At 71.7% G+C, this 24,346-nt stretch carries 21 protein-coding genes and 2 pseudogenes; 9 read left to right on the plus strand and 14 right to left on the minus strand.

The genetic code is table 11. The annotated features are described in order from the left end of the window. Positions 1 to 6: 6 nt before the first annotated feature. Positions 7 to 1,380: an NAD(P)-binding domain-containing protein gene (locus tag ACFYW7_RS15695; RefSeq protein ID WP_389502271.1), complete on the minus strand. Its 1,374-nt coding sequence runs from the start codon at positions 1,378 to 1,380 to the stop codon at positions 7 to 9. Between the two features lie 172 nt (positions 1,381 to 1,552). Here ACFYW7_RS15695 and ACFYW7_RS15700 point away from each other — a divergent pair, with 172 nt between their 5' ends. Then, positions 1,553 to 1,927: an ArsR/SmtB family transcription factor gene (locus tag ACFYW7_RS15700; RefSeq protein WP_389502273.1), complete on the plus strand. Its 375-nt coding sequence runs from the start codon at positions 1,553 to 1,555 to the stop codon at positions 1,925 to 1,927. 240 nt (positions 1,928 to 2,167) lie between these two features. Here the strand turns inward: ACFYW7_RS15700 and ACFYW7_RS15705 are convergent, their stop codons facing one another. Both ACFYW7_RS15705 and ACFYW7_RS15710 read right to left on the minus strand, forming a co-directional pair. Next, positions 2,168 to 2,950 carry an aquaporin gene (locus tag ACFYW7_RS15705; RefSeq protein ID WP_389502275.1) on the minus strand — a complete coding sequence of 261 codons (783 nt, stop codon included), beginning with the start codon at positions 2,948 to 2,950 and terminating at the stop codon, positions 2,168 to 2,170. A 37-nt stretch (positions 2,951 to 2,987) separates the two neighbouring features. After that, positions 2,988 to 3,302, minus strand: a complete 315-nt coding sequence (locus ACFYW7_RS15710) for an ArsR/SmtB family transcription factor (RefSeq protein WP_389502277.1) — start codon at positions 3,300 to 3,302, stop codon at positions 2,988 to 2,990. Positions 3,303 to 3,428: 126 nt separating this feature from the next. On the opposite strand from ACFYW7_RS15710, the gene ACFYW7_RS15715 reads away from it, so the two are divergent. Continuing rightward, positions 3,429 to 3,848: an arsenate reductase ArsC gene (locus ACFYW7_RS15715; RefSeq protein ID WP_389502279.1), complete on the plus strand. Its 420-nt coding sequence runs from the start codon at positions 3,429 to 3,431 to the stop codon at positions 3,846 to 3,848. A 416-nt stretch (positions 3,849 to 4,264) separates the two neighbouring features. Beyond that, a complete protein-coding gene (locus tag ACFYW7_RS15720; RefSeq protein ID WP_389502281.1) occupies positions 4,265 to 4,774 on the plus strand; it encodes a hypothetical protein in 510 nt (169 codons plus the stop codon). A 199-nt stretch (positions 4,775 to 4,973) separates the two neighbouring features. On the opposite strand, the gene ACFYW7_RS15725 is transcribed toward ACFYW7_RS15720, so the two are convergent. Then, positions 4,974 to 5,114, minus strand: coding sequence for a hypothetical protein (locus ACFYW7_RS15725; protein WP_389502283.1), 141 nt, complete (start codon positions 5,112 to 5,114; stop codon positions 4,974 to 4,976). 410 nt (positions 5,115 to 5,524) lie between these two features. Between ACFYW7_RS15725 and ACFYW7_RS15730 the strand changes: the two genes are divergently transcribed. Further along, positions 5,525 to 6,163, plus strand: a complete 639-nt coding sequence (locus ACFYW7_RS15730) for a hypothetical protein (RefSeq protein ID WP_389502285.1) — start codon at positions 5,525 to 5,527, stop codon at positions 6,161 to 6,163. A 252-nt stretch (positions 6,164 to 6,415) separates the two neighbouring features. Here ACFYW7_RS15730 and ACFYW7_RS15735 read toward each other — a convergent pair whose 3' ends face one another. Next, complete coding sequence (locus tag ACFYW7_RS15735) at positions 6,416 to 9,919, minus strand: NB-ARC domain-containing protein (RefSeq protein ID WP_389502287.1); 3,504 nt, start codon at positions 9,917 to 9,919, stop codon at positions 6,416 to 6,418. Positions 9,920 to 10,057: 138 nt separating this feature from the next. Here ACFYW7_RS15735 and ACFYW7_RS15740 point away from each other — a divergent pair, with 138 nt between their 5' ends. Then, positions 10,058 to 10,897, plus strand: a complete 840-nt coding sequence (locus ACFYW7_RS15740) for a DUF429 domain-containing protein (RefSeq protein WP_389502289.1) — start codon at positions 10,058 to 10,060, stop codon at positions 10,895 to 10,897. 198 nt (positions 10,898 to 11,095) lie between these two features. Here the strand turns inward: ACFYW7_RS15740 and ACFYW7_RS15745 are convergent, their stop codons facing one another. The 8 genes and pseudogenes from ACFYW7_RS15745 to ACFYW7_RS15780 all read right to left on the minus strand — a co-directional run bounded on the left by ACFYW7_RS15745 (position 11,096) and on the right by ACFYW7_RS15780 (position 17,475). Beyond that, positions 11,096 to 11,848 carry an alpha/beta hydrolase gene (locus tag ACFYW7_RS15745; RefSeq protein WP_389502291.1) on the minus strand — a complete coding sequence of 251 codons (753 nt, stop codon included), beginning with the start codon at positions 11,846 to 11,848 and terminating at the stop codon, positions 11,096 to 11,098. Positions 11,849 to 12,107: 259 nt separating this feature from the next. Beyond that, positions 12,108 to 12,853, minus strand: a pseudogene (locus tag ACFYW7_RS15750) (formate dehydrogenase); the annotation flags it as partial. Between the two features lie 152 nt (positions 12,854 to 13,005). Further along, positions 13,006 to 13,083 (minus strand): 50S ribosomal protein bL37, encoded by a 78-nt coding sequence (locus tag ACFYW7_RS15755; protein ID WP_373296929.1) that lies wholly within the window; start codon positions 13,081 to 13,083, stop codon positions 13,006 to 13,008. 306 nt (positions 13,084 to 13,389) lie between these two features. Then, positions 13,390 to 13,668: a hypothetical protein gene (locus ACFYW7_RS15760; protein ID WP_389502293.1), complete on the minus strand. Its 279-nt coding sequence runs from the start codon at positions 13,666 to 13,668 to the stop codon at positions 13,390 to 13,392. Between the two features lie 272 nt (positions 13,669 to 13,940). After that, a pseudogene (locus tag ACFYW7_RS15765) lies at positions 13,941 to 14,108 on the minus strand (AAA family ATPase); the annotation flags it as partial. Between the two features lie 563 nt (positions 14,109 to 14,671). After that, positions 14,672 to 15,550, minus strand: a complete 879-nt coding sequence (locus ACFYW7_RS15770) for a family 1 encapsulin nanocompartment shell protein (RefSeq protein WP_389502295.1) — start codon at positions 15,548 to 15,550, stop codon at positions 14,672 to 14,674. A 2-nt stretch (positions 15,551 to 15,552) separates the two neighbouring features. Further along, positions 15,553 to 16,578: a Dyp-type peroxidase gene (locus ACFYW7_RS15775; protein WP_389502298.1), complete on the minus strand. Its 1,026-nt coding sequence runs from the start codon at positions 16,576 to 16,578 to the stop codon at positions 15,553 to 15,555. A gap of 411 nt (positions 16,579 to 16,989) precedes the next feature. Then, a complete protein-coding gene (locus tag ACFYW7_RS15780; protein ID WP_389502300.1) occupies positions 16,990 to 17,475 on the minus strand; it encodes a PaaI family thioesterase in 486 nt (161 codons plus the stop codon). A 95-nt stretch (positions 17,476 to 17,570) separates the two neighbouring features. Here ACFYW7_RS15780 and ACFYW7_RS15785 point away from each other — a divergent pair, with 95 nt between their 5' ends. The 4 genes from ACFYW7_RS15785 to ACFYW7_RS15800 all read left to right on the plus strand — a co-directional run bounded on the left by ACFYW7_RS15785 (position 17,571) and on the right by ACFYW7_RS15800 (position 22,865). Then, a complete protein-coding gene (locus tag ACFYW7_RS15785) occupies positions 17,571 to 18,050 on the plus strand; it encodes a winged helix-turn-helix transcriptional regulator (protein ID WP_389502302.1) in 480 nt (159 codons plus the stop codon). Positions 18,051 to 18,369: 319 nt separating this feature from the next. Further along, positions 18,370 to 19,743: a diacylglycerol/lipid kinase family protein gene (locus ACFYW7_RS15790; RefSeq protein ID WP_389502305.1), complete on the plus strand. Its 1,374-nt coding sequence runs from the start codon at positions 18,370 to 18,372 to the stop codon at positions 19,741 to 19,743. Between the two features lie 190 nt (positions 19,744 to 19,933). Continuing rightward, positions 19,934 to 21,400 (plus strand): family 43 glycosylhydrolase, encoded by a 1,467-nt coding sequence (locus tag ACFYW7_RS15795; protein WP_389502307.1) that lies wholly within the window; start codon positions 19,934 to 19,936, stop codon positions 21,398 to 21,400. Between the two features lie 19 nt (positions 21,401 to 21,419). Next, positions 21,420 to 22,865, plus strand: a complete 1,446-nt coding sequence (locus ACFYW7_RS15800; RefSeq protein WP_389502309.1) for a family 43 glycosylhydrolase — start codon at positions 21,420 to 21,422, stop codon at positions 22,863 to 22,865. 102 nt (positions 22,866 to 22,967) lie between these two features. On the opposite strand, the gene ACFYW7_RS15805 is transcribed toward ACFYW7_RS15800, so the two are convergent. Then, entirely contained in the window at positions 22,968 to 24,212 is a 1,245-nt protein-coding gene (locus ACFYW7_RS15805; protein WP_389502311.1) for a cytochrome P450, read from the minus strand. Positions 24,213 to 24,346 lie beyond the last annotated feature (134 nt).

Genomic DNA, 24,346 nt, shown 5'->3' on the forward strand with positions numbered 1-24,346 from the left:
CGTGGGTCAGCAGCCGCCGGACCGGGCCGGGGAGCCGATGCCGATCCGGAGCGTGGTCGGGGCGGCGCAGCAGCCTCCGCCGTCACTGTCCTGCGCGGCGGAGGGGTCGTCGAAGAGGCCGGCGCCGCCGCAGACTCCGGTCTCCGGCAGGGTCAGCTCGACCCGCTCGGCGGCCTCCTGGTCGCCGGCGATGGCGGCGGTGACGGAGCGGACCTGCTCGTAGCCGGTCATGGCCAGGAAGGTGGGGGCGCGGCCGTAGGACTTCATGCCGACGAGGTAGACGTCCTTCTCCGGGTGGGACAGTTCGCCCACGCCGTGCGGGTAGACGGTGCCGCAGGAGTGCTGGTTGGGGTCGATGAGCGGGGCCAGCTCGATGGGGGCCTGAAGACGCTCGTCGAGGCCGAGACGCAGCTCGGAGAGGAAGGACAGGTCGGGGCGGAAACCGGTGAGGACGATGACCTCGTCGACCGGGTCGAGGCGGCGGCCGTCCTCGCCGACGAGAACCAGGCGGCCGTCGGGGTCGCGCTCGATGGCGTCGGTGCGGAAGCCGGTGACCGCGTCGGCGTGGCCGTCGTCGACGGCGGCCTTGGCGGCGAGGCCGAGGGCGCCGCGGGCGGGGAGCTGGTCGGCGTTGCCGCCGCCGAAGGTGGAGCCGGAGATGCCCCGGCGCAGGATCCACACGCCCTTGGTGCCGGTGCCGTCGTCGGACTTGGCGAGGTCGGCGAGGTGGGCGAGCGCGGTGAAGGCGGAGGCTCCGGAGCCGATGACCGCGGTGCGCCTGCCCTTGTACCGGGCACGGACGGCCGGGTCCTTGAGGTCGGGCACGCGGTAGGTGATGCGGTCGGAGGCCGCCTTCTCGCCGAGGGCGGGCAGGCCGCTGGCGCCGGCCGGGCTCGGGGTGGTCCAGGTGCCGGAGGCGTCGATCACCGCGCGGGCGAACAGGCGCTCCTCGCGGCCGTCCGCGTGGGTGACGTGGACGACGAACGGCTGGGCCTCGCGGTCGGCGTCGACGATCCGGTCCCGGCCGGCCCGGGAGACGCCGGTGACGGTGGCCCCGAAGCGGACCTTCTCGCCGAGGACGTCGGCCAGCGGCTGGAGGTACCGCTCGGCCCAGTCCCCGCCCGAGGGGTAGGTGGCCGCGTCCGGCTTGACCCATCCGGTCGGGGCGAGCAGCTTCTCCGCGGCCGGGTCGGTGACCTCGCCCCAGGTGGAGAACAGCCGGACGTGTGCCCACTCACGCACTGCCGCTCCGGCTGCGGGCCCGGCTTCCAGGACCAGCGGGGTGAGACCGCGGTCGACCAGGTGGGCGGCGGCAGCGAGTCCGGCAGGTCCGGCTCCGATCACGACGACGGGCAGATCGGTGGTGACAGGCGCGTTCACGGTCGACTCCTCGTTGTTTCGACATCCGTCGATGGCTTGCGGTGTCAGCATGGCACCTGATTCGACAAGCGTCAACATAGACATCCATCTAATTCACTGTGCGGATCGAGAGCGCCCTGGATGGCCGTTCCGGCCCTCGCCAGGCTGGTTCGACGTGTGTCAACATAGACGTATGTCGAATACTGAGCTGTTGCCGCTGCTGGAGCCCGCCGACCAGGCTGTGGAACCCTGCTGCCCTCCGCTCGCCGAGCGCCCCTTCACCGCCGAGGAGGCGGAGACGGCCGCGCGGATGTTCAAGGCACTCGGTGACCCGGTGCGGCTGCGGCTGTTCTCCGCGGTGGCCTCGCACGAGGGTGGCGAAGCCTGCGTGTGCGACATCTCCGACGTCGGCGTCTCCCAGCCGACGGTGTCCCACCACCTGAAGAAGCTCAAGGAGGCCGGCCTGCTCAGCTCGGAGCGACGCGGCACCTGGGTCTACTACCGGGTCGAGCCGTCGGTGCTGGCAGCGATGGGCAAGCTGCTGACTTTCGCCCCGACCGCAGCCTGAAGGCGCCTGGGCGATCGAGGGGAACAGCACCGCGACCGGTCCGGCGGGCACATCGAGGGTGACCGCCGCATCGGTGTCTGCCGAGGACACCGGGTGTCTTTCTTACGGGCGGTCAGCAGGTCCCTGCGGTGTCCGTGCCCGGCCGCGCAGGAATGCGCGCCTGCCGGGCCGCACAGCACCCCTCGGTCGGCGACGAGCCCTGGGGGCGCCGTCGACCGAGGGGTACCGGGCGGGCCGGTGTCACGCGGCGGCTTTCCGGCCGGGCATGAAGATGAGCGCCACCAGCGCCAGCCCCACCACGGCGCCGATCAGCTGCATGCCGAGGAACCCGGGGACCGAGCGCGGTGCGATGCCGGCGAAGGTGTCGGTGAAGGCGCGGCCGATCGTGACCGCCGGGTTGGCGAAGGACGTGGACGAGGTGAACCAGTAGGCGGCGCCGATGTACGAGGCGACCGCGGCGGGCGCGAAGCGCAGCCGGTCGGTGCGGGCCAGCCCGAAGATCAGCAGGATCAGTCCGGCCGTCGCGACGACCTCGCCCAGCAGCAGGTGGCCCGCCGAGCGGTTGTGTGTGGACCACTTCACCAGCGGCGCGCCGAACATCGCGTCGGCCAGGAAGGCGCCGGCGATCGCGCCGATGACCTGCGCGGGGATGTATACGGCGGTCTCGCGCAGGGTGACACCGGCACCACGGCGGCGGGTGGTCCACCACTCGGCCAGGGTGACGACCGGGTTGAAGTGCGCGCCGGAGACCGGGCCGAGCAGAAGGATCAGGACGCCGAGGCCGAAGACGGTGGCGGTGGAATTCGCGAGCAGTTGCAGGCCGACGTCCTCGGTCAGTTCGGTGGCCTGGATGCCGGAGCCGACCACGATGGCGACCAGGGCCGCGGTGCCGACCAGTTCGGCTGCCGCCCTGGCGATCAGCGGGGGCGGAGTGGCACCCGGCGTGGACTGCGGCACGAGCCTGTCAGGGGCTGCGACAGATCCCCCGGCGCGGTCGCGCCCGGTGGCCTCGGTGGCGGTCAACAGGACTCCTCATTACGGGTCGCCGCAGGGGCGGGGATCAGGGACAGGACCGCTTGACGTTGTTCTCCGCGGTGGCGCGCGCGGTCTCCGCCAGATCGGCGAACTGGCCCGCGAGGGAGGCGATGACGTCGGGCCTGAGGCGGTAGTAGGTGAACCGGCCGCACGGCTCCGTGTCGACGACACCGGCCTCGCGCAGCACCTTCAGATGGTTGGAGAGGTTGGTCTGCCTGGCCCCCGTCTCCTCGGCCAGGTGCGTGCTGCAGAGCGTCTCCCCGGCGAGCAGGGTGACGATCCGGAGCCGGAGCGGGTCGGCCAGAACCCGCATCAGATCAGTGTCGACTGACATCATCATGGACTGATACTTTCACATCACTCCAGGCTGATACCAGCCCGAGGTGATGCCTGGGCTGCGGTCCGCGACACCTGAGCCCCGTACGGCATGACACGGCTGCTCAACCACCACGTGAAGGAAGAACCGATGCCCTCCAGCCCGCTCGCCTCCGTGCTGTTCGTCTGCGTCCACAACGCCGGCCGCTCACAGATGGCCGCCGGATTCCTCAGCCACCTCGCGGGGGACCGCATCGAGGTCCGCTCCGCCGGCTCGGCCCCTGGTGACCAGGTCAACCCGTCCGCGGTCGAGGCCATGAGGGAAGTCGGCGTCGACATCGCCGACGCCGAGCCGAAGATCCTCACCACCGAGGCCGTCCAGGCGTCCGACTACGTCATCACCATGGGCTGCGGCGACGCCTGCCCGATCTTCCCCGGCAAGAAGTACCTCGACTGGGCCCTCGAAGACCCCGCCGGCAAGGGCGTCGAGTCCGTGCGCCCGATCCGCGACGAGATCAGGGCCCGCATCGAGGCGCTGATCGCCGAGATCGACACCAAGCAGGAGGCGTGACCCCGCGACCGATTTCGGCACAGGCGAGGTCGCCCCATCACCATGAAGCCACGAACCACTCGGCAAGCTCGATCTGCACGCCAGCGGCGACCCGACGTGGCTGCAAAAAAAGCGCCGCATGCGGGGCCGCTCACAACGCCTGCCGCCCACGGCAACGGCTGCCCCTGGGGAGAACGAGGCGCGCCGGGGAGCGCGTGGGGAGAACCGATCGGATCACGCGGCACACCCGCGAAAGACCCATGTGCTCAGGTCGGAGACGATTTCGACCGCGTCGGCGCAGGCCAGGGCACCTCGGTGGACAACTTCAGATCTGAGGCGGTCGCGGCGGACGGCGCCACCGCCGGGCGTGGCTGCCGAGCAGGCGTCGCAGGGAAACCTGCTCGCTCCGCCCCGTCCGGTCACGAGACCATGGACGGATGGCGTCGACCGAACCAGCAGGCCGTGAGCTTCAGGACCGTGCCGTTCTCTGGAGCATGGGCGAGATCAGCGCAACCGATCTCGTGACCGCCGCCTGTGAGGCACTCGTCGCCGGCCTCGACAGCCCGGCCCTGCGGATGCTGGCCGCGTGCACACGGGCGGAGGCGGACTACGACGTCCACGACCTTCTTCCCCCGGCACTCGACGAATTGGGCCTCACCTCCTACCCGGCGGGCAGCGTTGCCGGGCAGGAGGCCGCCCTACGAGCACTTGCCGCCCGAACCCTGGCCGGTGAACTGACGCCCCGCGAGCTGGCGTTCCGGATCCATCAGCGCTTCGGGCACGAACTGCCCCTGGCCGAACGGCTCGCCGATCTCGACGACGAGTACGACTTCCTCGAATACGGCGACAGGACACCGGCACAGGTCGACGCCGAAGTCCTGGACGAGGCTCTGCGACTCACCCAGCATCCGCCTGCCGCACCCGAACCCACGGAACCACCGGCCTGAGGCACATCAGTGGACCGGTGGGTCCGCGGTGAAGGACTTCGGTTTCGCGAACCCACGGGACTCACGGTCCAGCGCTTCCGGGGCTGCCGGGGCTGCCGGGGCTGCCGGGGCTGCCGGGGCTGCCGCGAAGTGACAGGCGACTCTGGGCAATCGGCCGGCTGCCGACCCGCTCGTTCGTGCCTCGCCACGTCATGGTTCGTCAGATGCGGTAGGCACCCGGCGGTACTCCGTCGGCGGTTCCGTACCCGGTGGGGGCCAGCACCCCTGTCCCGCGCACGGGGGTCTCGGAGCCGATGGCCAGGGGGCCGAGGCCGACGGCTCGGGCGAGGGCCGGAGCCACGTCGAACACCTCCCGCTTCCACTCGTCTTCCTCGTCCTCCGAAACGTCGGCCGCGTCCCGATCGGGAGTGGGTCCCCGTTCGACGCGGCGATCCTCCAGCAGCCCGACAGCGGCTCGGGGCGATCGCCGAGAAGGCGGCGGTCCGCCGACTCCTTGCGACTCGCCCCGCACCCCGGCCCCAGCCACCGCTTCGCGCCCACGCGCCGAACCGGTCATGAGCGCCTGGTGGACCGGTGCAGAGGGGTGCCCGGCGCGTGAGGATCGGGTCCGGCCGACCGCCCGCTCGGTCTTCGTCATGCGGGCATCCACGATCGGCAACCCGTCGTCAAAAACTTTGACCGAGCGTGCAACCATACGAGTTCTTCACGAGTCACACACGCGCAGTACACGTTCGATCCCCAGGGGAACTCATGACCCAGCAGTACCCGCAGCAGCCGTCCCAGCCCGGCTGGAACGGTCAGCAGCAGCCTGTTCAGACGCCTGCGGGATGGGCAGGGCCTGGTGCTCCGCAGCAGTGGGGACCGCCGCCGCAGCCCCCGAAGAAGTCCAACACGGGGAAGATCATCGGGTTCGGATGCCTCGGCGTCATCGCCCTGTTCGTCGTGATCGGCGTCATCGGGGCCGCCGCGAGCGGCACCGACTCCACCGACGACAGCAACAAGGACAAGGCCGTCTCCGCGGCCAGTGGCAAGCCGAAGGCCGACCAGTCCGAGAAGGCGCCCGCGAAGAAGAAGGCTCCCTCGAAGGAGAAGCCGGCCGAGGGGACCAAGTCGCAGGCCGAGCAGTTCCAGGCATGTGTGGCCAAGTCGGGCACGCCGACGGAGAAGGCCGCGGTCAAGCACGTCGTCAAGGTGACCGGCACCGACAAGCGCAATGACATCCTCGACTCGGCCGAGGTGTGGACCGACTACACGGGCGGCTTCATGAGCGACAACGCGGGCGAGGCGAAGCTGATCGCGTCCGCGTTCACGTCCTGCTACGAGTCGAAGAACGGACTCGTGACCATCTACGGCGAGGACGGCGATCTGATCGCCAACGCCAACTACTGAGGGGCGCCGCTCAGCGGCTGCACAGCCTGGTCCACGTGAACCAGGCTGTGCAGACCGGCCTCATCCTTGTGACGCCTCACGCGGAGCCGCTCACCGCTTCCACCGCCCCCGGCGAGGGCCGTCCGCGGAGAGTCCGGGATTCGGCACGCCGCCGACGAACTCCCTCCGGACGGACGCGGCTTGTGACGGTCGGTCCCCTCTCGCCCGAGCCGGGCCGAGCGGCCGGACCGGCCCGGCCGAGCTCGCGTCGCGTCAGGCAGGCATGTACGCGAAGGCGAACAACCCCGCCGTCGTCCCGGCGAACAGCGTTTGGCCGTCCGCGGACCAGGAGCACGACCACACGGCGCTGTCGGTGCGCATCATGGTCAGGACCTCGCCGGTCGACGGGGCGTGGATCCGTACGGTCTCGTCCGTGCCACCGGTGGCGAGACAGGAGCCGTCGGGGCTGAAGGCCACCGCCCGCACCGGACCGCGGTGACCGTTCACCCGGCGCACCAGCGTTCCGGTGGACGGGTCCCAGAGCCGCACCGTCGTATCGCCGCCGCCGGCGGCCAGGCGGGTGCCGTCCGGGCTGAACGCCACCGCGTGCACCTGACCGGTGTGGCCGGCCAGCGTGCGCACCAGGTCGCCGGTGGAGGGGTCCCAGAGCCGCACCGTCGCGTCGTGGCTGGCGGTGGCCAGGAAGGTGCCGTCGGGGCTGAAAGCCACCGAACCCACCGGGCCGCGGTGACCGTTCAGGGTGCGGAGCATGGCGCCGGTGGAGGGGTCCCAGAGCCGTACCGTCGCGTCTCTGCTGCCGGTGGCCAGCCGGGTGCCGTCCGGGCTGAACGCCAGCGCGTCGAGCTGGTCGGTGCGTCCCCGCAGGGTGCGTACGGTCCCCCCGGTGGCCATGTCCCACAACCGCAGCGTCCTGTCGCTGCTGCTGGTCGCCAGCCGGGTGCCGTCCGGGCTGAACGCCACCGCGAGCACGGCTCCCCGGTGTCCGCGCAGGGTGCGGGTGATCTCGCCGGTGACGGGGTCCCAGATCGGCACGACGGTGTCGCGGCTGCTGGTGGCGACGCAGGAGCCGTCCGGGCTGGGGACGACCGCGTACAACTGGTCGGTGCGGCCGGTCGGCGGTACCGGTGTGCCGCTGGACGTCGGGTCCCACGCCAGGGCGATGCGGTCGTTTCCGCCGGTGACGAGGCGAGCGCCGTCCGGGCCGAAGGCCACCGTGAGCACCGCCCCGCGATGTCCGGTCAGGGCGCTGACCGTCCGGCCGGTGACGGTGTCCCAGATCCGCACCTCCGCGACATGGCTGCCGGTGGCGAGGCGGGAGCCGTCGGGGCTGAAGCCCGCGGCCCGCACCACGCCGGACAGTTCGTGCACGACCTCCTCTCCACCGGGCCCCCAGATCCGCAGCGTGCGGTCATTGCTGCAGGTCAGCAGGCGGGACCCGTCAGGGGTGAACGCCAGAGCGCGCACCGGCCCGCGATGGCCGGTCAGCACGCGCGGCGCCCCGACAGGCGTGGCGGGCCCGTCTCCCGGCCCGCGGCCCTGGCCGAGAGGCGGGACGCTCCAGATCCGTGCGGTCGCGTCCGCACCGCCGCCGGCCAGCAGCGAGCCGTCGGGACTGAACGCCACCGCGGAGACGAGCCCCCCGTGACCGGGCGCCGTGTGCAGTGTCTCGCCGGTCGCCGGATCCCAGATCCGCACCGTCGTGTCGCTGCTGCCGGTGGCCAGGAGCGAGCCGTCCTGGCTGAACGTCACGGCGAGAACGGGCCCGTCGTGCCCCCGCGCGGTACGCATGGCCCGGCCGGTGGCCGCGTCCCAGATCCGTACGGTCGCGTCACGGCCGCCGGTGGCCAGCAGACGGCCGTCAGGACTGAAGGCCACAGCGCGTACGGGCCCCTGGTGACCGGTCAGCGTGTGCAGGGCTTCCCCGGTGGCGGAACTCCATATCCGTACCGTCGTGTCGCGGCTCCCCGTGGCCACGCGGGCGCCGTCCGGGCTGCACGCCACCGCGTGCACCGGCCCGCGGTGACCGGTCAGCGTGCGCATCAGCGCGGGGTCGGGCAGGTCCGGCGGAGGCCAGCGGTCGACGAGAGCGGGAGTGCCGGGGGGAAGCGGTAGGGCGGGCCAGTGCGGGGCGCCGGTGACGCGGCTGCGCAGGACCGCGTCGAGGGCGTGCGGCGGGGTGGTGGGGGTGAGCAGGTGGGCGGCTTGGGCCAGTTGGCGGGCGAGGGGTCGGGCCGGAGCTCCCAGGCGGTCGAGATCGCGCCAGGGGGCGGTGGGGCCGCGCTGGTGCAGGCGGATGCGGACCCACCGGAAGTCCTCCGCGAGGGTGAGCGCCTGCGCGGAACGGCGGGCGTCGAGGAAGTGCTCGATGAGATGGTCCAGCAGGTAGCCGGCCGTGACCCGCCACCAGGGCGCCGCTCCGTCCTCCGCCGCGGGCAGGGAGGCCTCGACGGCGTCGAGCAGAGCGGCGTTCGCGGTGCTCAGCCCCGCGGGACCCAGTTCCATGCGCAGGTAGTCGCGGACGACGTCGTGGACGGTGACGGCTCCGCCGGTCACCGTGGTCTCGATGCCGAGCAGCGACAGGTCGGCCATCTGCTTGCACAGGGCGCGGGTGGCGGTCTCGTCGAGGCCGCCGGTGGCCTGCCACAGCGTCACCACCAGGTGGATGGGCACGCTCTCGTCCTCGGCGAAGACCCCGAGTTCGTTGAAGCGCTGCTCGGCCTGGTCGTGCGCGAGGAGTGTCGAGGCGGCGCGGATGCTGGCCCGTACGGCGGTGTTGCGCCGGTCGGGGTTGTTCAGGTCGAGGGTGCCGCCGGGGTCCTGGACTGCGGGGCCGTCGGCGCGCAGTCGCAGCAGGAGCGTTCCGGCCGCTGTGGTGGGGTCGGCTCCCGTGGCCGTCTGATCGGCGAGGAACTTGTTCGCGATGCCCAGCAGCAACGCCCAGCGTCCCGTCGCCTCGACCAGTTCGTCCACCACCTCGCGCCGCGGCGGGGCGGGCAGACGGTGGGTGAGCAGGAGCCGGGCCTGTTCCACCGTCATACGGTCGACCTCGATCCGCACCGCCGCGGCCGGGAGCACATCGGCCCTGCGCGTGGTCACCAGCCGGACGCAGGACCGCTCGGCCCCCCTCAGGAACGGGGTGAGCTGCTCGCGCTCCCAGACGTCGTCGATGATCAGCAGGGTCCGGGGCCGCCCGGCCAGGAGCGTACCGAGACGCGCTCCGGCCCGCTCGGGGTCCGAACCGCTCCCGCTCGTGTCGCCGGTGATCAGGCGGGTCTCCTCCGCGACCTTCGCGGCGATGGCCGCCCGTCCGCGCACCTCCCGGCCCATGGTGATCAGGTGAACGCCGCCCGGGAACCGGCGCTGCACCGAACGCTGGGCGGCCACGTACCTCGCCAGACTGGTCTTGCCGAACCCCCCGGCGCCGTGCAACCCGGCGGTGAGCGCCACCGGAGCGCTGCTCCCCCAGCGCCCTGCGCGTCTGCGGACCGCCTTGACGACGGCGGCCGATTCGTCCCGGTCCACCCACCACTCCGGCACCTCGGGCCGCGCCGGACGCGTGGTCGCGGCCGACGGTGCGCCCGGGACCGCTCGTAAGGAGACGACCAGGGCGACCAGTCCCGCCGTCGAGCCGAGGACACTCGCCACCGGGTCGGCGACACCCCAGCCGTCACGCACCGCCGTAACCAGCAGCCACACGGCGGCCGCCACGCACAAGGCGATGACGGCGCGTGTCCCCCAGCGTCCCCGAGATCCCATGGGACCCGATCATCCCCTCAGGCACCGGATGAGTTCCAGTCCCCCGCCACCGGACGGTCGGCACCACGCCGCAGGACCTCCGGCTCGACCTGCTTCCCTATGGGGACACGAGCGGAGGCGCACATGCGGGTGAACCCCATGACGGAGCACGGCGGAGACGCGGTGGACGAGGGGGCGATGGTGACGGTGGGCGTCGACCTGGCCGGACGTACGGGAACCACGGGCGTCTGCCGCGTGACGTGGGGCCGACGGCCCGCGGTCGAACTTCTCCCGGCCAGGCACGACGACGATCTCCTGGCGGCGATGCGGAGCGCGGAGAAGACCGGACTGGACGCGCCCCTGGGCTGGCCCGTCGCCTTCACCGCCCTGCTCGCCGCGCACCGGAACGGCGTCGAACCGCCCGCGCTCGCCCACCATGCCGCGTGCGCCGACGGACGTCCCGGACTCGGCAACACCTTCACTCACCGGCTGACCGATGACGTGGCGTGGAAGCGCACGGGGGCGGGCAGGCAACGTCCCCTGTCGGTGTCGACCGACAAGCTCGGTGTCGTCGCCATCCGTGCGGTCGGGCTGCTGGCCCGGTTGGCCGAGGGTGGTCCGGCCGTGCCGCGCGACGGCTCCGGGTCGGTCGCCGAGGTGTACCCGGCGTTCGCCCTGACGCAGTGGGGACTCGCTCCTGAGGTCACCTACAAGGGCAAGGACGCCACGGCCGCGCGGTCCCGGATCCTCGACGGCCTCGAGGCCGGTCTGGGCCTCGACCTCTCCGACGGGGTCCGTGGGCGTTGCGTGGCCAGCGACCACGACCTGGACGCCCTGATCTCGGCGGTCGTCGCACGGGCCGTCGCGCGGGGTCTGACCGAGGTCCCGGTCACCGATCACGAGCGGGCGATGGCCGCGGTCGAGGGGTGGATGCACCTGCCCCGTCGTGGCGTCGACCTCTCCGAGGTCCGTGGCGGCTTGAACTGTCCGCCCCTGTAGGGGAGTTGGCGTCCAGTCGAACCGTCCACAACCTCGGACGTCACGGGTCCCCGCCCGGTCGGCGGGGGCCCGTGACGAGTCGGCCGGGGGCCGTGACGAGGTGGACCGAGGCGAGCCGGGACCTACGCTCGGCGGGCGGCGTCCCGGCCGCCACGGTTCACCGTCCGCCGCCGTCCTGACGGCGGCGGCGATCGGTGGCTAGCTCAGGTGCCGGGTGAGGAAGCGGGCCGCGTCGTCCCCCGCGAACTGCGGGACGCCGGTGTGCCCGCCCATGTTGGCCTGCAGCGTCTTCTCCTTGGAGCCGAAGGCGTCGAACAGGTCGAGGGCAGCCTGCCGGTCGTTCCCTTCGTCGTCCCACTGCAACAGGACGTGCAGGGGAATGGTGACCTGGCGGGCCTCCTCGAAGACGGCGCGCGGGACGAGACTGCCGGCGAACAGAACGGCGGCCGTGACACGCGGCTCGACCACCGCCAGCCGGGTCCCGATGGAGATCACTCCGCCCGAGTAGCCGACCGGGCCGCCGATCCCGGGCAGCGCGAGGAGGGCGTCCAGGGCGGCCCGCCACTCCGGAACCGCCTGTTCGACCAGCGGGAGGACGAGGGCGTCGACGATCTCGTCGCCGACCGGCTCACCGGCTTCCATGGCCCGGCGCAGGTCCGCGCGGGCCTGGTCGACGGCGGCCAGCCGGGGCCGGTCACCGCTCCCGGGGAGCTCGATGGTGGCCGCGGCGAAGCCGTCCGCCACGGCCTGCCGGGCCCGCCCCACGAGGCGGGGGTACATCTTGCGCAGTCCGAGCGGGGGGTGGCCGAGCAGGATGAGCGGCGTCGGCGCGGACGCGGACGCCGATCCGGGCGTCCACAGGATGCCGGGGATCTCATCGAGGGTCTCGCCGAGGATGAACTCGCGCTCGAGAATGGTGTCATCGAGGCGTTGTTCAGAAGTGAAACGCATGGTCGTGCCTTTCGGGAGTGCTGTTGAACGGCGCTCCCGGACGACCTATCGCCCGACCGTGACTCCGGAGGAGAGCACCCATGTGAATACGTTCACGGGTACCACCTCCTCGTTCTCTCGCACGGCCTCCGGAAGGTTAGCAATGCTCGCCGCGATGCGCCAACGGGTTCCGGACCGGCCCGTACGTCCTCTGCGGCATGTCTTCGACGAACGGCAGGCGCTCCCCGTCCGGGCACCGCCGACGGGGGTGCCGGTGGGTTCAACTCGCCGCTGTGATGGTGACCTTGAGGTGCTTCATCAGCGGCTGGTCGCCCTGGAGGCTGTGGTCGCCGATCGCGCACAGCACGTCCGTCTCCGGCATGCAGCCGGCCGCGCAGCCCGCGGGATGTTGTACGGGACGGCCAGGCAGCCGTCGAGGGCGCGGTGGCTGCCGTCCTCGGCGGTGCTGACGGTCTCGACGGGATCGAACTCGGAGATGCCGCGTTCGCGCACGCTCGTCCTCGTTCACGAAGACGAGGGTGCGCGGGTTCTTGACGCCCCGGTAGCGGTCGTTGTCCGAGTGGACCGTCGTGTTCCCCTGGTCGTGGGACCGCCTGGTGCCCAGTGCCAGGGTGCCGGAGCGGGAATCACGTCGGGCAGCGGCGCCGACGAGGACTCGGCCTGGCCCGTGGGGGTGCGGAAGACCGGTTCACGGGCGGGCTGCTCGATGCGGAAGCCGAGCGGCAGACGGACCCGGCGGTCGCCGCCCTCGAAACCGTCGAGGACCTGGGCCATCGCGTCCCGGATCCGGTCGTAGTCCTCGGTGTACCACTCCCACGGGGTGTCGCTGTCCGGAAGCACGGCGCGCGCCGTGCCCGCGATGACGGCGGGCTCGGACAGCGGGTGCTTCGAGGCGGGGCGCTTCATGCCGACGGACAGGTGGACCATGCTCATCGAGCCCTCGGCCGAGGTGCTCTGGAGGCCGCCGCACTGGTGGTCCTTATCGGTCCGGCCCAGGCACGGCAGGCCCGTTCCAGCGGCTCACACTCTTGGCCGCACCCCAGCCGGCGGCGGGGTGACGGTACGGCTTGAACTCCGGTTCGCCCCGGGAGGTCGGGCCCCACGTGGGTTCCCGCCCCTCCTGCCGTCCTGGGATGCGTTCAAGAGTGTCACCGGGCCTAGGACTGGGGTCGTTTCCCGTGGTTCGCGGCGTGCTTGCGGCGACCCTTCTTCTTCCGGCGTCGCTTCGAGGACATGGGACCTCCCTCACTCGCAGGACATCGAGAGGTGTCCTGGGCTCTGACGGCCCACGATTCCATACATCACATTTCATCGCTATTTGACCGGATGGTGCATCGATTTGCGTGGATGTCGCGGGCGGCTCCGCCGTGAACGCGCCGCCCGGCACTACGGGTTCAGCCCTCCGGCCGGAAGGCTGAACCCGACTCCTGTACCTGGACTCCTGTACCTCGGCCCGCCTCGGCTCCTGTCCCTCGACTCCTGTACGGGGAGGTCCCGTTCGGAAGACCCCTTACAGGGAACTCGCGCGCTTCGAGGGGAACTCAGCCCTCGTAGCGGGAGGGGGGAAAGGGGTCCCGGGACCGGCGGGTGACATTGCCTGTGGGGATCCGCCCGGCGCGAACGTCCAGATCGATCTCGTCGCGCGCGCTCCTGTACTGAGATTCGGGGTCCTCCATCGAGCCGGGCACCAGACCGGCTTCCCTCCGCTCGCGCTCCGTACGCACCTGGAGCGCGTCGTCGTCGGCCCGCAGGGGCATGCCCCTGCCGTGGCCGGTCTCCGGGTCGCCTTCGACCGCCCGATTGGACTTGTGGTGCGTCATGCGCCGCCTCCTCAACTGACTCCCCGGCGTTCACGCGCCCGGGTACGCCTTCACTGTCAGGAGTCCTCCGTCCCGTCCTTCGCCCTACGTCCCTCGGTCGTTCGCGTTCACCGTCCCGCCGGCGCCGGTCTCCCGCCCGTTCCCCTGGCCCGTTTCGGGGCTCTCGCCCCGGGCGCCCTTCCGCACCGTGCGGTGGACGGAGCCGTCCCGCGCGTCGGCGACGATCGTGTCGCCGGGTTCGGCCTCGCCGCCGAGCAGGAGCTCCGCGATGCCGTGAGCCGCCCGTCGTCGAGGATCTGGAGCAGCGTGCTGAAGACGTCGGGATGCCCCTTCTCCGCCTCGTCGGACAGGACCACGCCGTACGGCTGTCTGCGGACCTTCTCGGTGAGCCGGCCGGCTTCGCCGTAGCCGACGTGTCCCGGAAGGGGTCGGACGCGCCGAAACCGTAGGACGACATCGACATGGGCAGCTCCCGGTGCGGCGATGAGTCCTCTCCACCATTTCGCGGTGCCTATTGCTCCGCAACCGGAGCGGGCCCCCACGGTTCGACGGCGCTGACCTGCGAGATTTCCCCGAGGGCAGGAGAACTCGCCCAGGCGAAGGGCGCGTTGACGGGCGCGTTGACGGACACCGAGAACGAGGGTGGAACGGGGACGGAACACGGGCGCGGACGGGCCGCGCTCCGACCCGTGGCCGTACCGGCGGCTCACGGGCCGCGGACCACGGACCACGGCGACACGGCGACACGGCGGCCAGGATCTGCCGGGCACGGCGCGGGTCGTTCGACGCGAACGTACGACGGGCCGGGGTCGTGGGCGGGACCTGGCGGGATCTGCCAATACGGGTGCCTCCCGCGACCTGCCGGTACGAGCGCGCGCCCCACGTCACCGGGGCCGACGCCACTGGGCGAGGGGCGACGCCCGTCCCGCCGGTGTCGCGACGCCCGCCCCGTCGGCGGGGAACCGCTGCGGCAGGCCCCGTACGGCCCGCGCGCCTCGTGCGGTCAGGCGGGGCTCTGGCCCCCGCCGGTGCCGGTGCCCGTGTTCGCGTCGGTCCACGGGTCGAGTGCCACCACGGCCTCGCCGGTGTGGACCAGGAACGTCAGGGTCTGGCGGAAGTACAGGTCGATGCCGATCGAGTCGTGGGCCGTGTAGCCGATGGCGAGATCCTCACCGAGCCGCAGTTCGTAGTCGCCGCCCCGGGTGGTGAGCAGGAAGGCCCCCTCGACGGCGGGCGCCCAGATCAGCCGGCCGTCGAGCATCCGGCCGAGATGGGCGGCGACGGGGTAGCCGTGGTCGGAGGTCTCGCTGACCGCCGTGTACGCCTCCGCGCCCAGCAGCAGCGCGTACGGACCCTGCACGCCTGCCAGCCGCAGCGTGCTCAGGGCGTGGCTGACGGCGTCCGGGAAGTCGCGCGGCTCGGCGGGAAGCCGGAGCACGGGGTTGGAGGTGCGGGCCCGAAGGCCGTCGACGCCCGCCGCCGTGTACCCGTTGAAGACGGTCTGGTCCTCGGCGAAGGCCATGGTGCGGGCGGCGTCCTTGACCGGTTGCCAGTCGGAGTCCTTCGCGCCCCGGTCGACGTCGTCGACGGCGGTGCGGCTCACCCGGAACGGCACCGTCAGCTCGACCAGGGGCTGTACCTGGCGCAGCCTGGCCGCGACACCGGGCGACGGCCCGTCGATGCCGGACAGGTGCCCCGTCCCCACGGCCGCGAGTTCGGGGCCGTCGGGACCCGAGACGTCCACGGCACGCCGCCCGGCGAGGTTGCGCCGGAAGGTACGGCGCGCCTCGTCCTCGATCTCGGTCCAGGCCGCCGGCGTGACGGGGGCGAGTTCGCGGTGCAGGTTGCCGGTACCGGCGCCGGTGCCGTCGAGCGTGGTCATGTTCAGGCTCCTTTGAGGCTGCCGATCCCCAGCGACCCGTCCCGTGCCGCCGGCTCGCCGGAGGCGGCGGGCGGATCCGCCGGCGGCCCGCCCGGAGCGGCGGGAGCGGCGGGAAGCTCGTCGAGGAAGTCGACGGTCGGCACGTGGAAGAGGCATCCGGTGACGGCGGTCGAGAAGTCGAGGATGCGGTCGTGCGGGGCCGGGCCGTCGCCGAGGAACATGTTCCGCAGCATCCGCTCGGTCACCTCGGGGGTGCGGGCGTAACCGATGAAGAAGGTGCCGAACTCGCCCTCCCCCAGGGCGCCGAACGGCATATTCTCGCGCACGATCTTGAGCTCGTCGCCGTTCTCGTCGGTGATGGTGTTGAGCGCTACGTGGGAGTCGGACGGTTTGACGTCGTCGGGGAGTTCGACGTTGGCCAGTTTCGTCCGTCCGATGACCCTCTCCTGCTCGTGCGACGGCAGCGCGTTCCACGCCCGCAGATCGTGCAGGTACTTCTGGACGATCACGTAACTGCCGCCCGCGAAGGCGGGGTCCTCGTCTCCGACGACGACGGCCTCGGAGGCGGGCCGCCCCTCGGGGTTCTCGCTGCCGTCGACGAACCCGAGCAGGTCACGCTCGTCGAAGTACTTGAACCCGTGGACCTCGTCGACCACCGTGACCGCGCCGTCCAGCCGTTCGACGATCAGCCGGGCCAGTTCGAAACACAGGTCCATCCGGTGGGCCCTGACGTGGAAGAGGAGGTCTCCCGGCGTGGCCGGGGCCCGGTGGCGCTCGCCCGTCAGCTCCACGAACGGATGCAGCTCTTGGGGACGGGGTCCGTCGAACAACCGGTCCCAGACCGCCGATCCGACGCCGACGACGCAGCCGAGGTCGGCGGCGGGCGCCCGGAAGGCGACGGAGCGGCGCAGTCCCGAGACGTCCTCCAGCAGCCCACGGACCGTTTCCTCGTGCCCCGGCGTGACCGTGACCACGAGGAACACGGTGGCGCCGGCCGGTCGGGAGATCACGGCCTGTGGCTCGGCCAAGGGCCGGCCTCCTCACGGAACGGAAGGGAACGGAACGCGGAGGTGTCCGTCGGCGGCGGACCGGACGGGTGCCCCTCCCATCCTGCTGCGTCCCGGGGGAAAGCGCGCGGGGGCCGAGTGGAACGCGGGCTCCGTCAGCCGCTCACGAGGCCCACGACGACGTTGACGGCCGTGACGAGAACGCTGGTGCCGAAGACGTACGACAGAAGGCGGCGATCCCGGTCAGCAGTCCCAGGAGGACGTCGGTCGGCAGCCCGACGGCCGCGCCGACGACGGCGCCGGGGACCCACCGCGCCCGTCAGGCAGGGAACGGCGTCCAGGGGCAGTCTCACGCTCCCGCACGGCCGCGCCGGCCCGGTGCCCGCCGGTCGGCCCGGTGGGCGCCCGGCACCCACCACCCCTGAGCGGCTCTCAGACGGGGAAGATCAGGCAGCTGCTGGTCGTGTGGGCGAGCAGCCGGTCCGCCGCGTCGAAGAGCTCGGCCTGGGCGAGAGCCGTCCGGCGGCCGCTGCTCACGACCGTGCCGATCGCCCGGACCTTGCCGGTGTCCACGGTGATCGGCCGCAGGAACTTCACGCTCAGGTCGAGCGAGGTGTAGCCGCTGCCCCGGGGCAGCACGGACTGCACCGCGCAGCCCGCCGCGGAGTCGAGCAGGGTGGCGTAGACGCCCCCGTGGACGCTCCCGATCGGGTTGTAGTGCTCCTCCCCCGGCACCAAAGCGAAGACCACGCGTCCGTGCTCCACCTCTTCGAGGGTCATGCCGAGGGTCGCCGAGACCGGCGGAGCGGGAAGGCGTCCTGCCTGCATCTCCCGGAGGAAGTCGAGGCCGCTGTACCCGCCGACCGCGGCCGCGGAGACGGCCGGGTCCTCCCAGTCGTACGTGCGAGACCTGCCCATGACGCTCCCCGTCCCTCGTGATCAGACTTTTCTTTTCGAAGCTAGCCAGTCCGACGCCTGGCTGTCAATGTCACAGCCAGCCTACGATGGGGCACATGACGTGGCTCGACACAAGCACCGAGAACTGCACGGTCCGGCGGACCCTCGACCTGGTCGGCGAGAAGTGGTCGATGCTGGTCCTGCGGGACGCCATGAACGGCGTCCGGCGCTTCGACGACTTCCGGCGGCACGTCGGACTGTCCGAGAGCGTGCTGGCCGACCGGCTGCGGAAGCTGGTCGCGGCGGGGATCCTCGGGACCGTCCCGTACAGCGAGCCCGGCAGCCGCACCCGGTACGAGTACCGGCTCACCCGCAAGGGCTGGGACCTGTGGCCCGCCATGATCGCCCTCAAGCAGTGGGGCGACCGCTACACGGCGGACCCCGAGGGCCCGCCCCTCGACGTCGTCCACGCGGACTGCGGCGAGCCGGTGCACGCGGCCGTCGTCTGCGCCGCCGGGCACGGCCCGCTGATCCCGCCGGAGGCACGCACCCGCCCCGGCCCGTCGGCACGACGCGCGGACGCCGCCGACCGCTGACCGGAACCACGAGGGCGGGACGGACCGCCGGACGGCGGGCATGGAACAGGCCGGGCGGGGAAGGCGGGACGGACCGCCGGGCGGCCGACCAGCGAGGGAGGGCGACGCCCCGCCGCGCACCAGCAGCCAGGAAACGGGCCGGGATGCGAGTCGCCTCGTGGTGATGGCGCCCGGCTCGTGACAGCGTGGCCCGTACACGCCGTCCTCGGCACGTCGGCCATGAGCGTCCGCCCCACGGACGCCGGGTTCGCGTGACCGGTGGAGCGGTGCCCGTCGTACGGCGACCGCGGCGCGCCAGGGACCGACCGGTGGAGGAACGATGGCTACGGACACAGGGCCGCCGGCCCGCGAACGATGGGCGGCGCGGGTGTCACTGCTCGCGGCGGCACTCGCCGTGGCGGTTCCGCTCGTCTTCGGAGGCGTACGCGGGTTCCTGCTGCTCCTGGCCGCGCTCGCCGGCATGGCGGTCTCGGCGGCGGCCATGTGGTGGACGCTGACCCGGCGCGGCCCGGTGCGCTGGATCGCGGGGCTGCTGGCGGTCGTGGTGCCCCTCGCCGTCATCGTGGTCCTGGCGGTCACCCTGCTGTGGACCCTGCTGCTGTCCCCCGTGCTGTGGATCATCGCGGTGTGGAGCGGACGCTACGCACTGCGGAGCGCCCGTGGCCGGGCCCGGCCCATGAAGGAGTTCCGCACCCCACCGCCGCGGCGGCCGTTCCTCCTGATGAACCCCCGGTCCGGCGGCGGCAAGGTGGAGCGCTTCGGCCTCGTGGAGAAGGCCGAACGGCTCGGCGCGCGCGTCGTGCTGCTCGACCCGGAGCACCAGCAGGACGTCACCGAGCTGGCCCGGGAGGCGGTCGCGGACGGAGCCGATCTGCTCGGCGTCGCCGGCGGCGACGGGACCCAGGCGCTCGTCGCGGCCGTGGCCGCCGAACACGGCCTGCCGTTCCTGGTGATCTCGGCCGGCACCCGCAACCACTTCGCCCTGGACCTCGGCCTCGACCGCGACGACCCCGCCGCCTGCCTCGACGCCCTGACGAACGGCGTCGAACTCCGGGTGGACCTCGGCTTCGCCGGGGGACACCCCTTCGTCAACAACGCCTCCTTCGGCGCGTACGCGGCGGTCGTCCAGGACCCCGCCTACCGGGACGACAAGATCGGCACCATCCTGGAACTCCTCCCCGATCTGCTCACCCGGCAGCGCGGACCGCGGCTGACCGCCCGGGCCGCCGACACGACCCTCGACGCCCCGCAGGCGCTCCTCGTGAGCAACAACCCCTACCGCACGAACGATCCGGCCGGTCTGGGGCGCCGCGAGCGGCTCGACTCGGGAATCCTCGGTGTCCTCGGCGTCAAGGTGGACAGCGCGGTCGAGGCCGCCGCCCTCCTGCTCTCCCCGGACCCGCACGGCCTCTCCGTCCTCACGGCGCTCGAGGTGGTCGTCGACTCCGACAGCGACGAGCTGGAGGTCGGCATCGACGGCGAGGCCATGATCCTGCCCACGCCGGTGCGCTGCCTCGTCGAACCGGGCGCGCTGCGCGTCCGCGTCCCGAAGAAGCGGCCGGGCGTGCCCGCGGTCCAGCCCACGCTGGAATGGCGCCGGCTGCTCGCGCTGGCGCTGCTCGTGGGCCGCACGGCCGGCGTACGCCGTCACGGCCACCGCGCGACACCGGAGTCGGCCACCGACAAGCACTGACGCCCACCGATCACCCGCGCCCACCGACAGTCGCGTACGGCGAGGCGTCCGGTACGAAAACCGCTCCAAGCGTTGACGTGTCCCTGCCGGAATCCTATCTTCTGGTCGAAGCTCCGCACGGCGTCCGATATCTCGAACTTCGATCCGCCAAAGGGGATCCCCCGTGTTCCGCACCCGCCACCTGTTAGCCGTGGGAGCAGTGCTGTCGGCGCTGCTCGCCACGTTCCTCTCCCCGCCGGTGGCCGCACCGGCGGCCGCGGCCGCTGGCCGGCCGTACACCAATCCGGTCAAGTCCCAGAAGGGCGCGGATCCCTGGCTGGAGTACTACAACGGCAGCTACTACCTGGTGACGACGTCGTTCACCAACGAACTGACGATGCGCAGGTCGCCGACGCTGGCCGGGCTCGCCACCGCGCCCAGCGTGCGGATCTGGTCGGACACCGCCTCGGGCCGCGACGCCAACTTCTGGGCGCCGGAGATCCACTTCGTCGACGGCAGGTGGTACCTGTACTACTCGGGAGCGCGGAGCGGGGCCGCCTGCTGCGACACCCAGCGCACCCACGTCCTTCAGAGCGCGGGCTCCGACCCGATGGGCCCCTACACGTACAAGAACACCCTCACCGGCTCCAACCTCGACCCCGGCGGCTGGCTGATCGACGCCAGTGTTCTCCGGTACGGCGGCAAGCTGTACCTGGTGGGCAGCGGCTCGGTCGGCGGCAGCAAGCAGAGCCTGGTCATCGCGCCGATGAGCAATCCGTACACGCTGAGCAGTTCGGCCTTCACCGTCATCTCCAGCCCCACACTGAGCTGGGAGACCTCCGGCGCCCCCGTCAACGAGGGGCCCGAGCCCCTGTACCACGGCGGCCGGACCTTCCTCACGTACTCCGCCAGCTACTGCCAGACCGCCGACTACAAACTGGGCCGGCTCGAACTGACCGGCACCGATCCGCTCAAGCCGGCCTCCTGGACCAAGAAGCAGACCCCGGTCTTCGAGCGCGATGACGCGGCCGGTGTCTACGGCCCCGGCCACAACGGGTTCTTCACCTCGCCCGACGGCACCGAGAACTGGATCGTCTACCACGCCAACGGTTCCGCGAGCGGCGGCTGCGGCAACGGGCGTACGACCCGGGCGCAGAAGTTCACCTGGAACGCCGACGGCACGCCCGAGTTCGGCACACCGGTCGCCACCGGCACGACGCTGGCGGGCCCCTCCGGGGAGACGGCCACGACTCCGACGGCGTACACCGTGGTGAACCGCAACAGCGGCAAGTGCCTCGACGTGGAGGGCTCGAACTCCGCGGACGGCACGAACGTCTTCCAGTGGACCTGCACCGGCGGCGCCAACCAGAAGTGGCGTGTCGAGGACCAGGGCGACGACACCAGCCGCCTGGTGAACGCCGCCACCGGCAAGGTCCTGGACACCGCCGACTGCTCCGCCGCCGACGGCGCCGACCTGCGCCAGTGGAGCTGGCTCAACAACAACTGCCAGCGTTTCAGGCTCATCTACACCGGAAGCGACTTCGTGCGGATCACCAACGCCGCCAGCGGCAAAGTGGCCGACGCGGCCGGCTGCGGTACCGGCGACGGCGTCGACGTGCGCCAGTGGACCTGGCTCGACAACGCCTGCCAGCAGTGGCAGTTCAAGCCCACCGTCTGACACCGGGAGACCCACGACCATGCGACGCCTCATCGGCCGCCTGCTGACCGCGGTCCTCGCCACGCTGGCCCTGCTGGCCGGCTCCACCCCCGCCCACGCCGCCGCCCCCGCCTCCCCCGCGGTGACCTTCACCAACCCGGTGGCCGCGCAGCGCGCCGACCCGCACATCTTCCGGCACACCGACGGCTACTACTACTTCACCGCGACCGTCCCGACGTACGACAGGATCGTGCTGCGCCGGGCCACGACCCTCCAGGGACTCTCCACCGCGCCGGAGACCACCATCTGGACCCAGCACGCGAGCGGTGCGATGGGCGCGCACATCTGGGCGCCGGAGATCCACTTCATCGACGGCAAGTGGTACGTCTACTTCGCGGCCGGGTCCACCAGTGACGTCTGGGCGATCCGGATGTACGTGCTGGAGAGCTCCGCCGCGAACCCGCTGACCGGAAGCTGGACGGAGAAGGGGCAGATCGCCACCCCGGTCTCCTCCTTCTCCCTGGACGCGACGACCTTCGTCGTCAACGGGGTCCGCTATCTCGCCTGGGCGCAGCGCAATCCGGCCGAGGACAACAACACCAGCCTGTACCTCGCCAAGTTGGCCAACCCCTGGACCATCAGCGGGACTCCGGTGGAGATCTCCCAGCCCACGCTGTCCTGGGAGACGGTCGGTTACAAGGTCAACGAAGGTCCCGCGGTCGTCCAGCACGGCGGAAAGGTGTTCCTGACGTACTCGGCCAGCGCCACCGACGCCAACTACTGCCTGGGCATGCTCACCGCGTCCGCCTCCGCCGATCTGCTCGACACCGGTTCCTGGACCAAGGGTTCGCAGCCCGTGTTCCGGAGCAGTGCCGCGACCTCGCAGTACGGGCCCGGCCACAACTCGTTCACCGTCTCCGAGGACGGCAGGTCGGACATCCTCGTCTACCACGACCGGAGCTACAAGGACATCGTCGGTGACCCGCTCGACGACCCCAACCGCCGCACCCGTCTGCAGAAGGTCTACTGGAACGCCGACGGCACCCCCGCGTTCGGCATCCCGGTCGCGGACGGCGTCTCCCCGGTCCGGCTCTCCTCGTACAACTTCCCCGACCGGTACGTCCGTCACCGGGAGTTCCGCGCCAGGATCGACACGAACGTCACGGCTCTCGCCGACTCGCAGTTCCGCGTCGTGACCGGGCTGGCGGGCACCGGCACCGTCTCGCTGGAATCGGCGAACCACCCCGGCTACTACCTGCGTCACAAGAACTTCGAGATGTGGGTGGAGAAGAACGACGGCACCGCCGCCTTCAGGAACGACGCCGCCTTCTACCGAAGGTCCGGTCTGGCCGACACCGCGTCCGGCGTGTCCTTCGAGTCGTACAACTACCCGGGCAGATACGTCCGTCACTACGACTACCTGCTCTACGCGCAGCCCGCCGACACGACGGCCGCCAGGGCGGACGCGACCTTCTACACGGAGTAGGAGCCGGACGTCGAGGTCGCGTGGTGCGGGCCCGGGCCCGGTCACCGGCGAGTGACCGTCCCGGGCCCGGTCCGCTCCCCGGCGGATGACTGGCCCCGGTGATCAGTTCCAGCGCACGGGCAGCGTCCGATAGCCGTGGCCGATGAACGACTCCGCGAGGCGCGCCGGGCCGTCCGACGCGTCGACGCTCAGCGTGGGGAAGCGTTCGAAGAGGGCCGGGAGCGCGATGGAGGCCTCCAGCCGGGCCAACGGGGCGCCGACGCAGTAGTGGACACCGTGTCCGAAAGCGAGATGTTCCTTGTCGGCGCGGGTGATGTCGAAGCGGGACGCGTCCTCGCCGTGGCGCAGCGGATCCCGGCCGGCCGCCGCGTAGGTCGCCAGGATGGCGTCGCCGCGCGGGATCAGCGTGCCGTCCGGGAGCTTGATGTCCTCGACCGCGTACCGCAGCGGGAGGTTGGCGATCGAGGGGGCCCAGCGCAGGGTCTCCTCGATGACCTCGCTCCAGGGGATCTCACCGGCCGTCACGCGGGCGAGTTGGTCCGGGTGGGCGAGCAGGGCGTGGACGGCGTTGCCGATGAGGTTCACCGTCGTCTCGTGGCCCGCGCCGATGACGAGGAGGAGTGTGTCGATCAACTCGGTCTCGGTGAGCCGGGATCCTTCCTCGTCGCGGGCGGCGATGAGCGCGGTCGTCATGTCGTCGCCCGGCCGCTCCCGTTTCGACTCGACCAGCCGGGCGAGCAGTTCGTGTATCTCCCGGTAGGTGGCCATGGCCTGTTCGGGGCCGAGGGTGGTGTCCATGTTCGTCTCGATGAGACGGGCGATGTCGGCCCGCTCGTCCTCCGGGAGACCGAACAGCTCGCAGATCACCCGCATCGGGAGCGGGTGCGCGTAGGCGGACCTGAGGTCGGCCCGGCCGTCGGGGGCTTCGGCCATACGGTCGAGCAGTTCGGCGGCGATCTCCTCGATCCGGGGTCCGAGCGCGTCCGTGCGCCGCTTCGTGAAGGCGGGGGCCACCAGCTTGCGCAGTCTGCGGTGGTTGGTTCCGTACGCGGTGAACATGTTGGTGACGCCGACCCAGAGACTGACCCAGGTCTCGCGGTGGGCGCCGTCGATCCAGGCGGGCCAGTGCTGGTTGGGATCCTTGGAGACCCGGTCGTCGGCGAGGAGCCGCCTGAGCGTCTCGTACCGGGTCGGGAACCAGGCCGCTATCCCGCCCGGGAGTTCGACGAGGGCGGCGGCGGGCCCGGGTGCCGTGTCCCGCGGGGTGCGGCTCTGGCCGCGTAACCGCTCGGCCTCCCCGTGGATGTCGGCGCCGGTGGGATCGATGACGAAGGGCTGTTCCGGCACGTGGGCTCCTGTCGCGGGTGGGTCACCAGTCGAGGTGCGGCATCTCGTGCGATCGGTGGATCACGATCGGCCGCAGCGTAACCTGCCGGCCCGGGACGGCGCCGACACGGGACTCGCCATCAACGCCCTTATTT

This window comes from Streptomyces sp. NPDC002580, from assembly GCF_042889485.1.
Taxonomy (GTDB): Bacteria; Actinomycetota; Actinomycetes; order Streptomycetales; family Streptomycetaceae; genus Streptomyces.

Excerpts from the sequence above, each read along its gene's own strand:
- ACFYW7_RS15745 (WP_389502291.1), bottom strand. The coding sequence starts at position 11,848 with ATGCGTTTCACTTCTGAACAACGCCTCGATGACACCATTCTCGAGCGC.
- ACFYW7_RS15710 (WP_389502277.1), bottom strand. The coding sequence starts at position 3,302 with ATGATGATGTCAGTCGACACTGATCTGATGCGGGTTCTGGCCGACCCG.
- ACFYW7_RS15800 (WP_389502309.1), top strand. The coding sequence starts at position 21,420 with ATGCGACGCCTCATCGGCCGCCTGCTGACCGCGGTCCTCGCCACGCTG.
- ACFYW7_RS15755 (WP_373296929.1), bottom strand. The coding sequence starts at position 13,083 with ATGTCCTCGAAGCGACGCCGGAAGAAGAAGGGTCGCCGCAAGCACGCC.
- ACFYW7_RS15780 (WP_389502300.1), bottom strand. The coding sequence starts at position 17,475 with ATGGGCAGGTCTCGCACGTACGACTGGGAGGACCCGGCCGTCTCCGCG.
- ACFYW7_RS15760 (WP_389502293.1), bottom strand. The coding sequence starts at position 13,668 with ATGACGCACCACAAGTCCAATCGGGCGGTCGAAGGCGACCCGGAGACC.
- ACFYW7_RS15735 (WP_389502287.1), bottom strand. The coding sequence starts at position 9,919 with ATGGGATCTCGGGGACGCTGGGGGACACGCGCCGTCATCGCCTTGTGC.
- ACFYW7_RS15720 (WP_389502281.1), top strand. The coding sequence starts at position 4,265 with ATGGCGTCGACCGAACCAGCAGGCCGTGAGCTTCAGGACCGTGCCGTT.
- ACFYW7_RS15700 (WP_389502273.1), top strand. The coding sequence starts at position 1,553 with ATGTCGAATACTGAGCTGTTGCCGCTGCTGGAGCCCGCCGACCAGGCT.
- ACFYW7_RS15770 (WP_389502295.1), bottom strand. The coding sequence starts at position 15,550 with ATGACCACGCTCGACGGCACCGGCGCCGGTACCGGCAACCTGCACCGC.
- ACFYW7_RS15790 (WP_389502305.1), top strand. The coding sequence starts at position 18,370 with ATGGCTACGGACACAGGGCCGCCGGCCCGCGAACGATGGGCGGCGCGG.
- ACFYW7_RS15715 (WP_389502279.1), top strand. The coding sequence starts at position 3,429 with ATGCCCTCCAGCCCGCTCGCCTCCGTGCTGTTCGTCTGCGTCCACAAC.
- ACFYW7_RS15785 (WP_389502302.1), top strand. The coding sequence starts at position 17,571 with ATGACGTGGCTCGACACAAGCACCGAGAACTGCACGGTCCGGCGGACC.
- ACFYW7_RS15740 (WP_389502289.1), top strand. The coding sequence starts at position 10,058 with ATGACGGAGCACGGCGGAGACGCGGTGGACGAGGGGGCGATGGTGACG.
- ACFYW7_RS15730 (WP_389502285.1), top strand. The coding sequence starts at position 5,525 with ATGACCCAGCAGTACCCGCAGCAGCCGTCCCAGCCCGGCTGGAACGGT.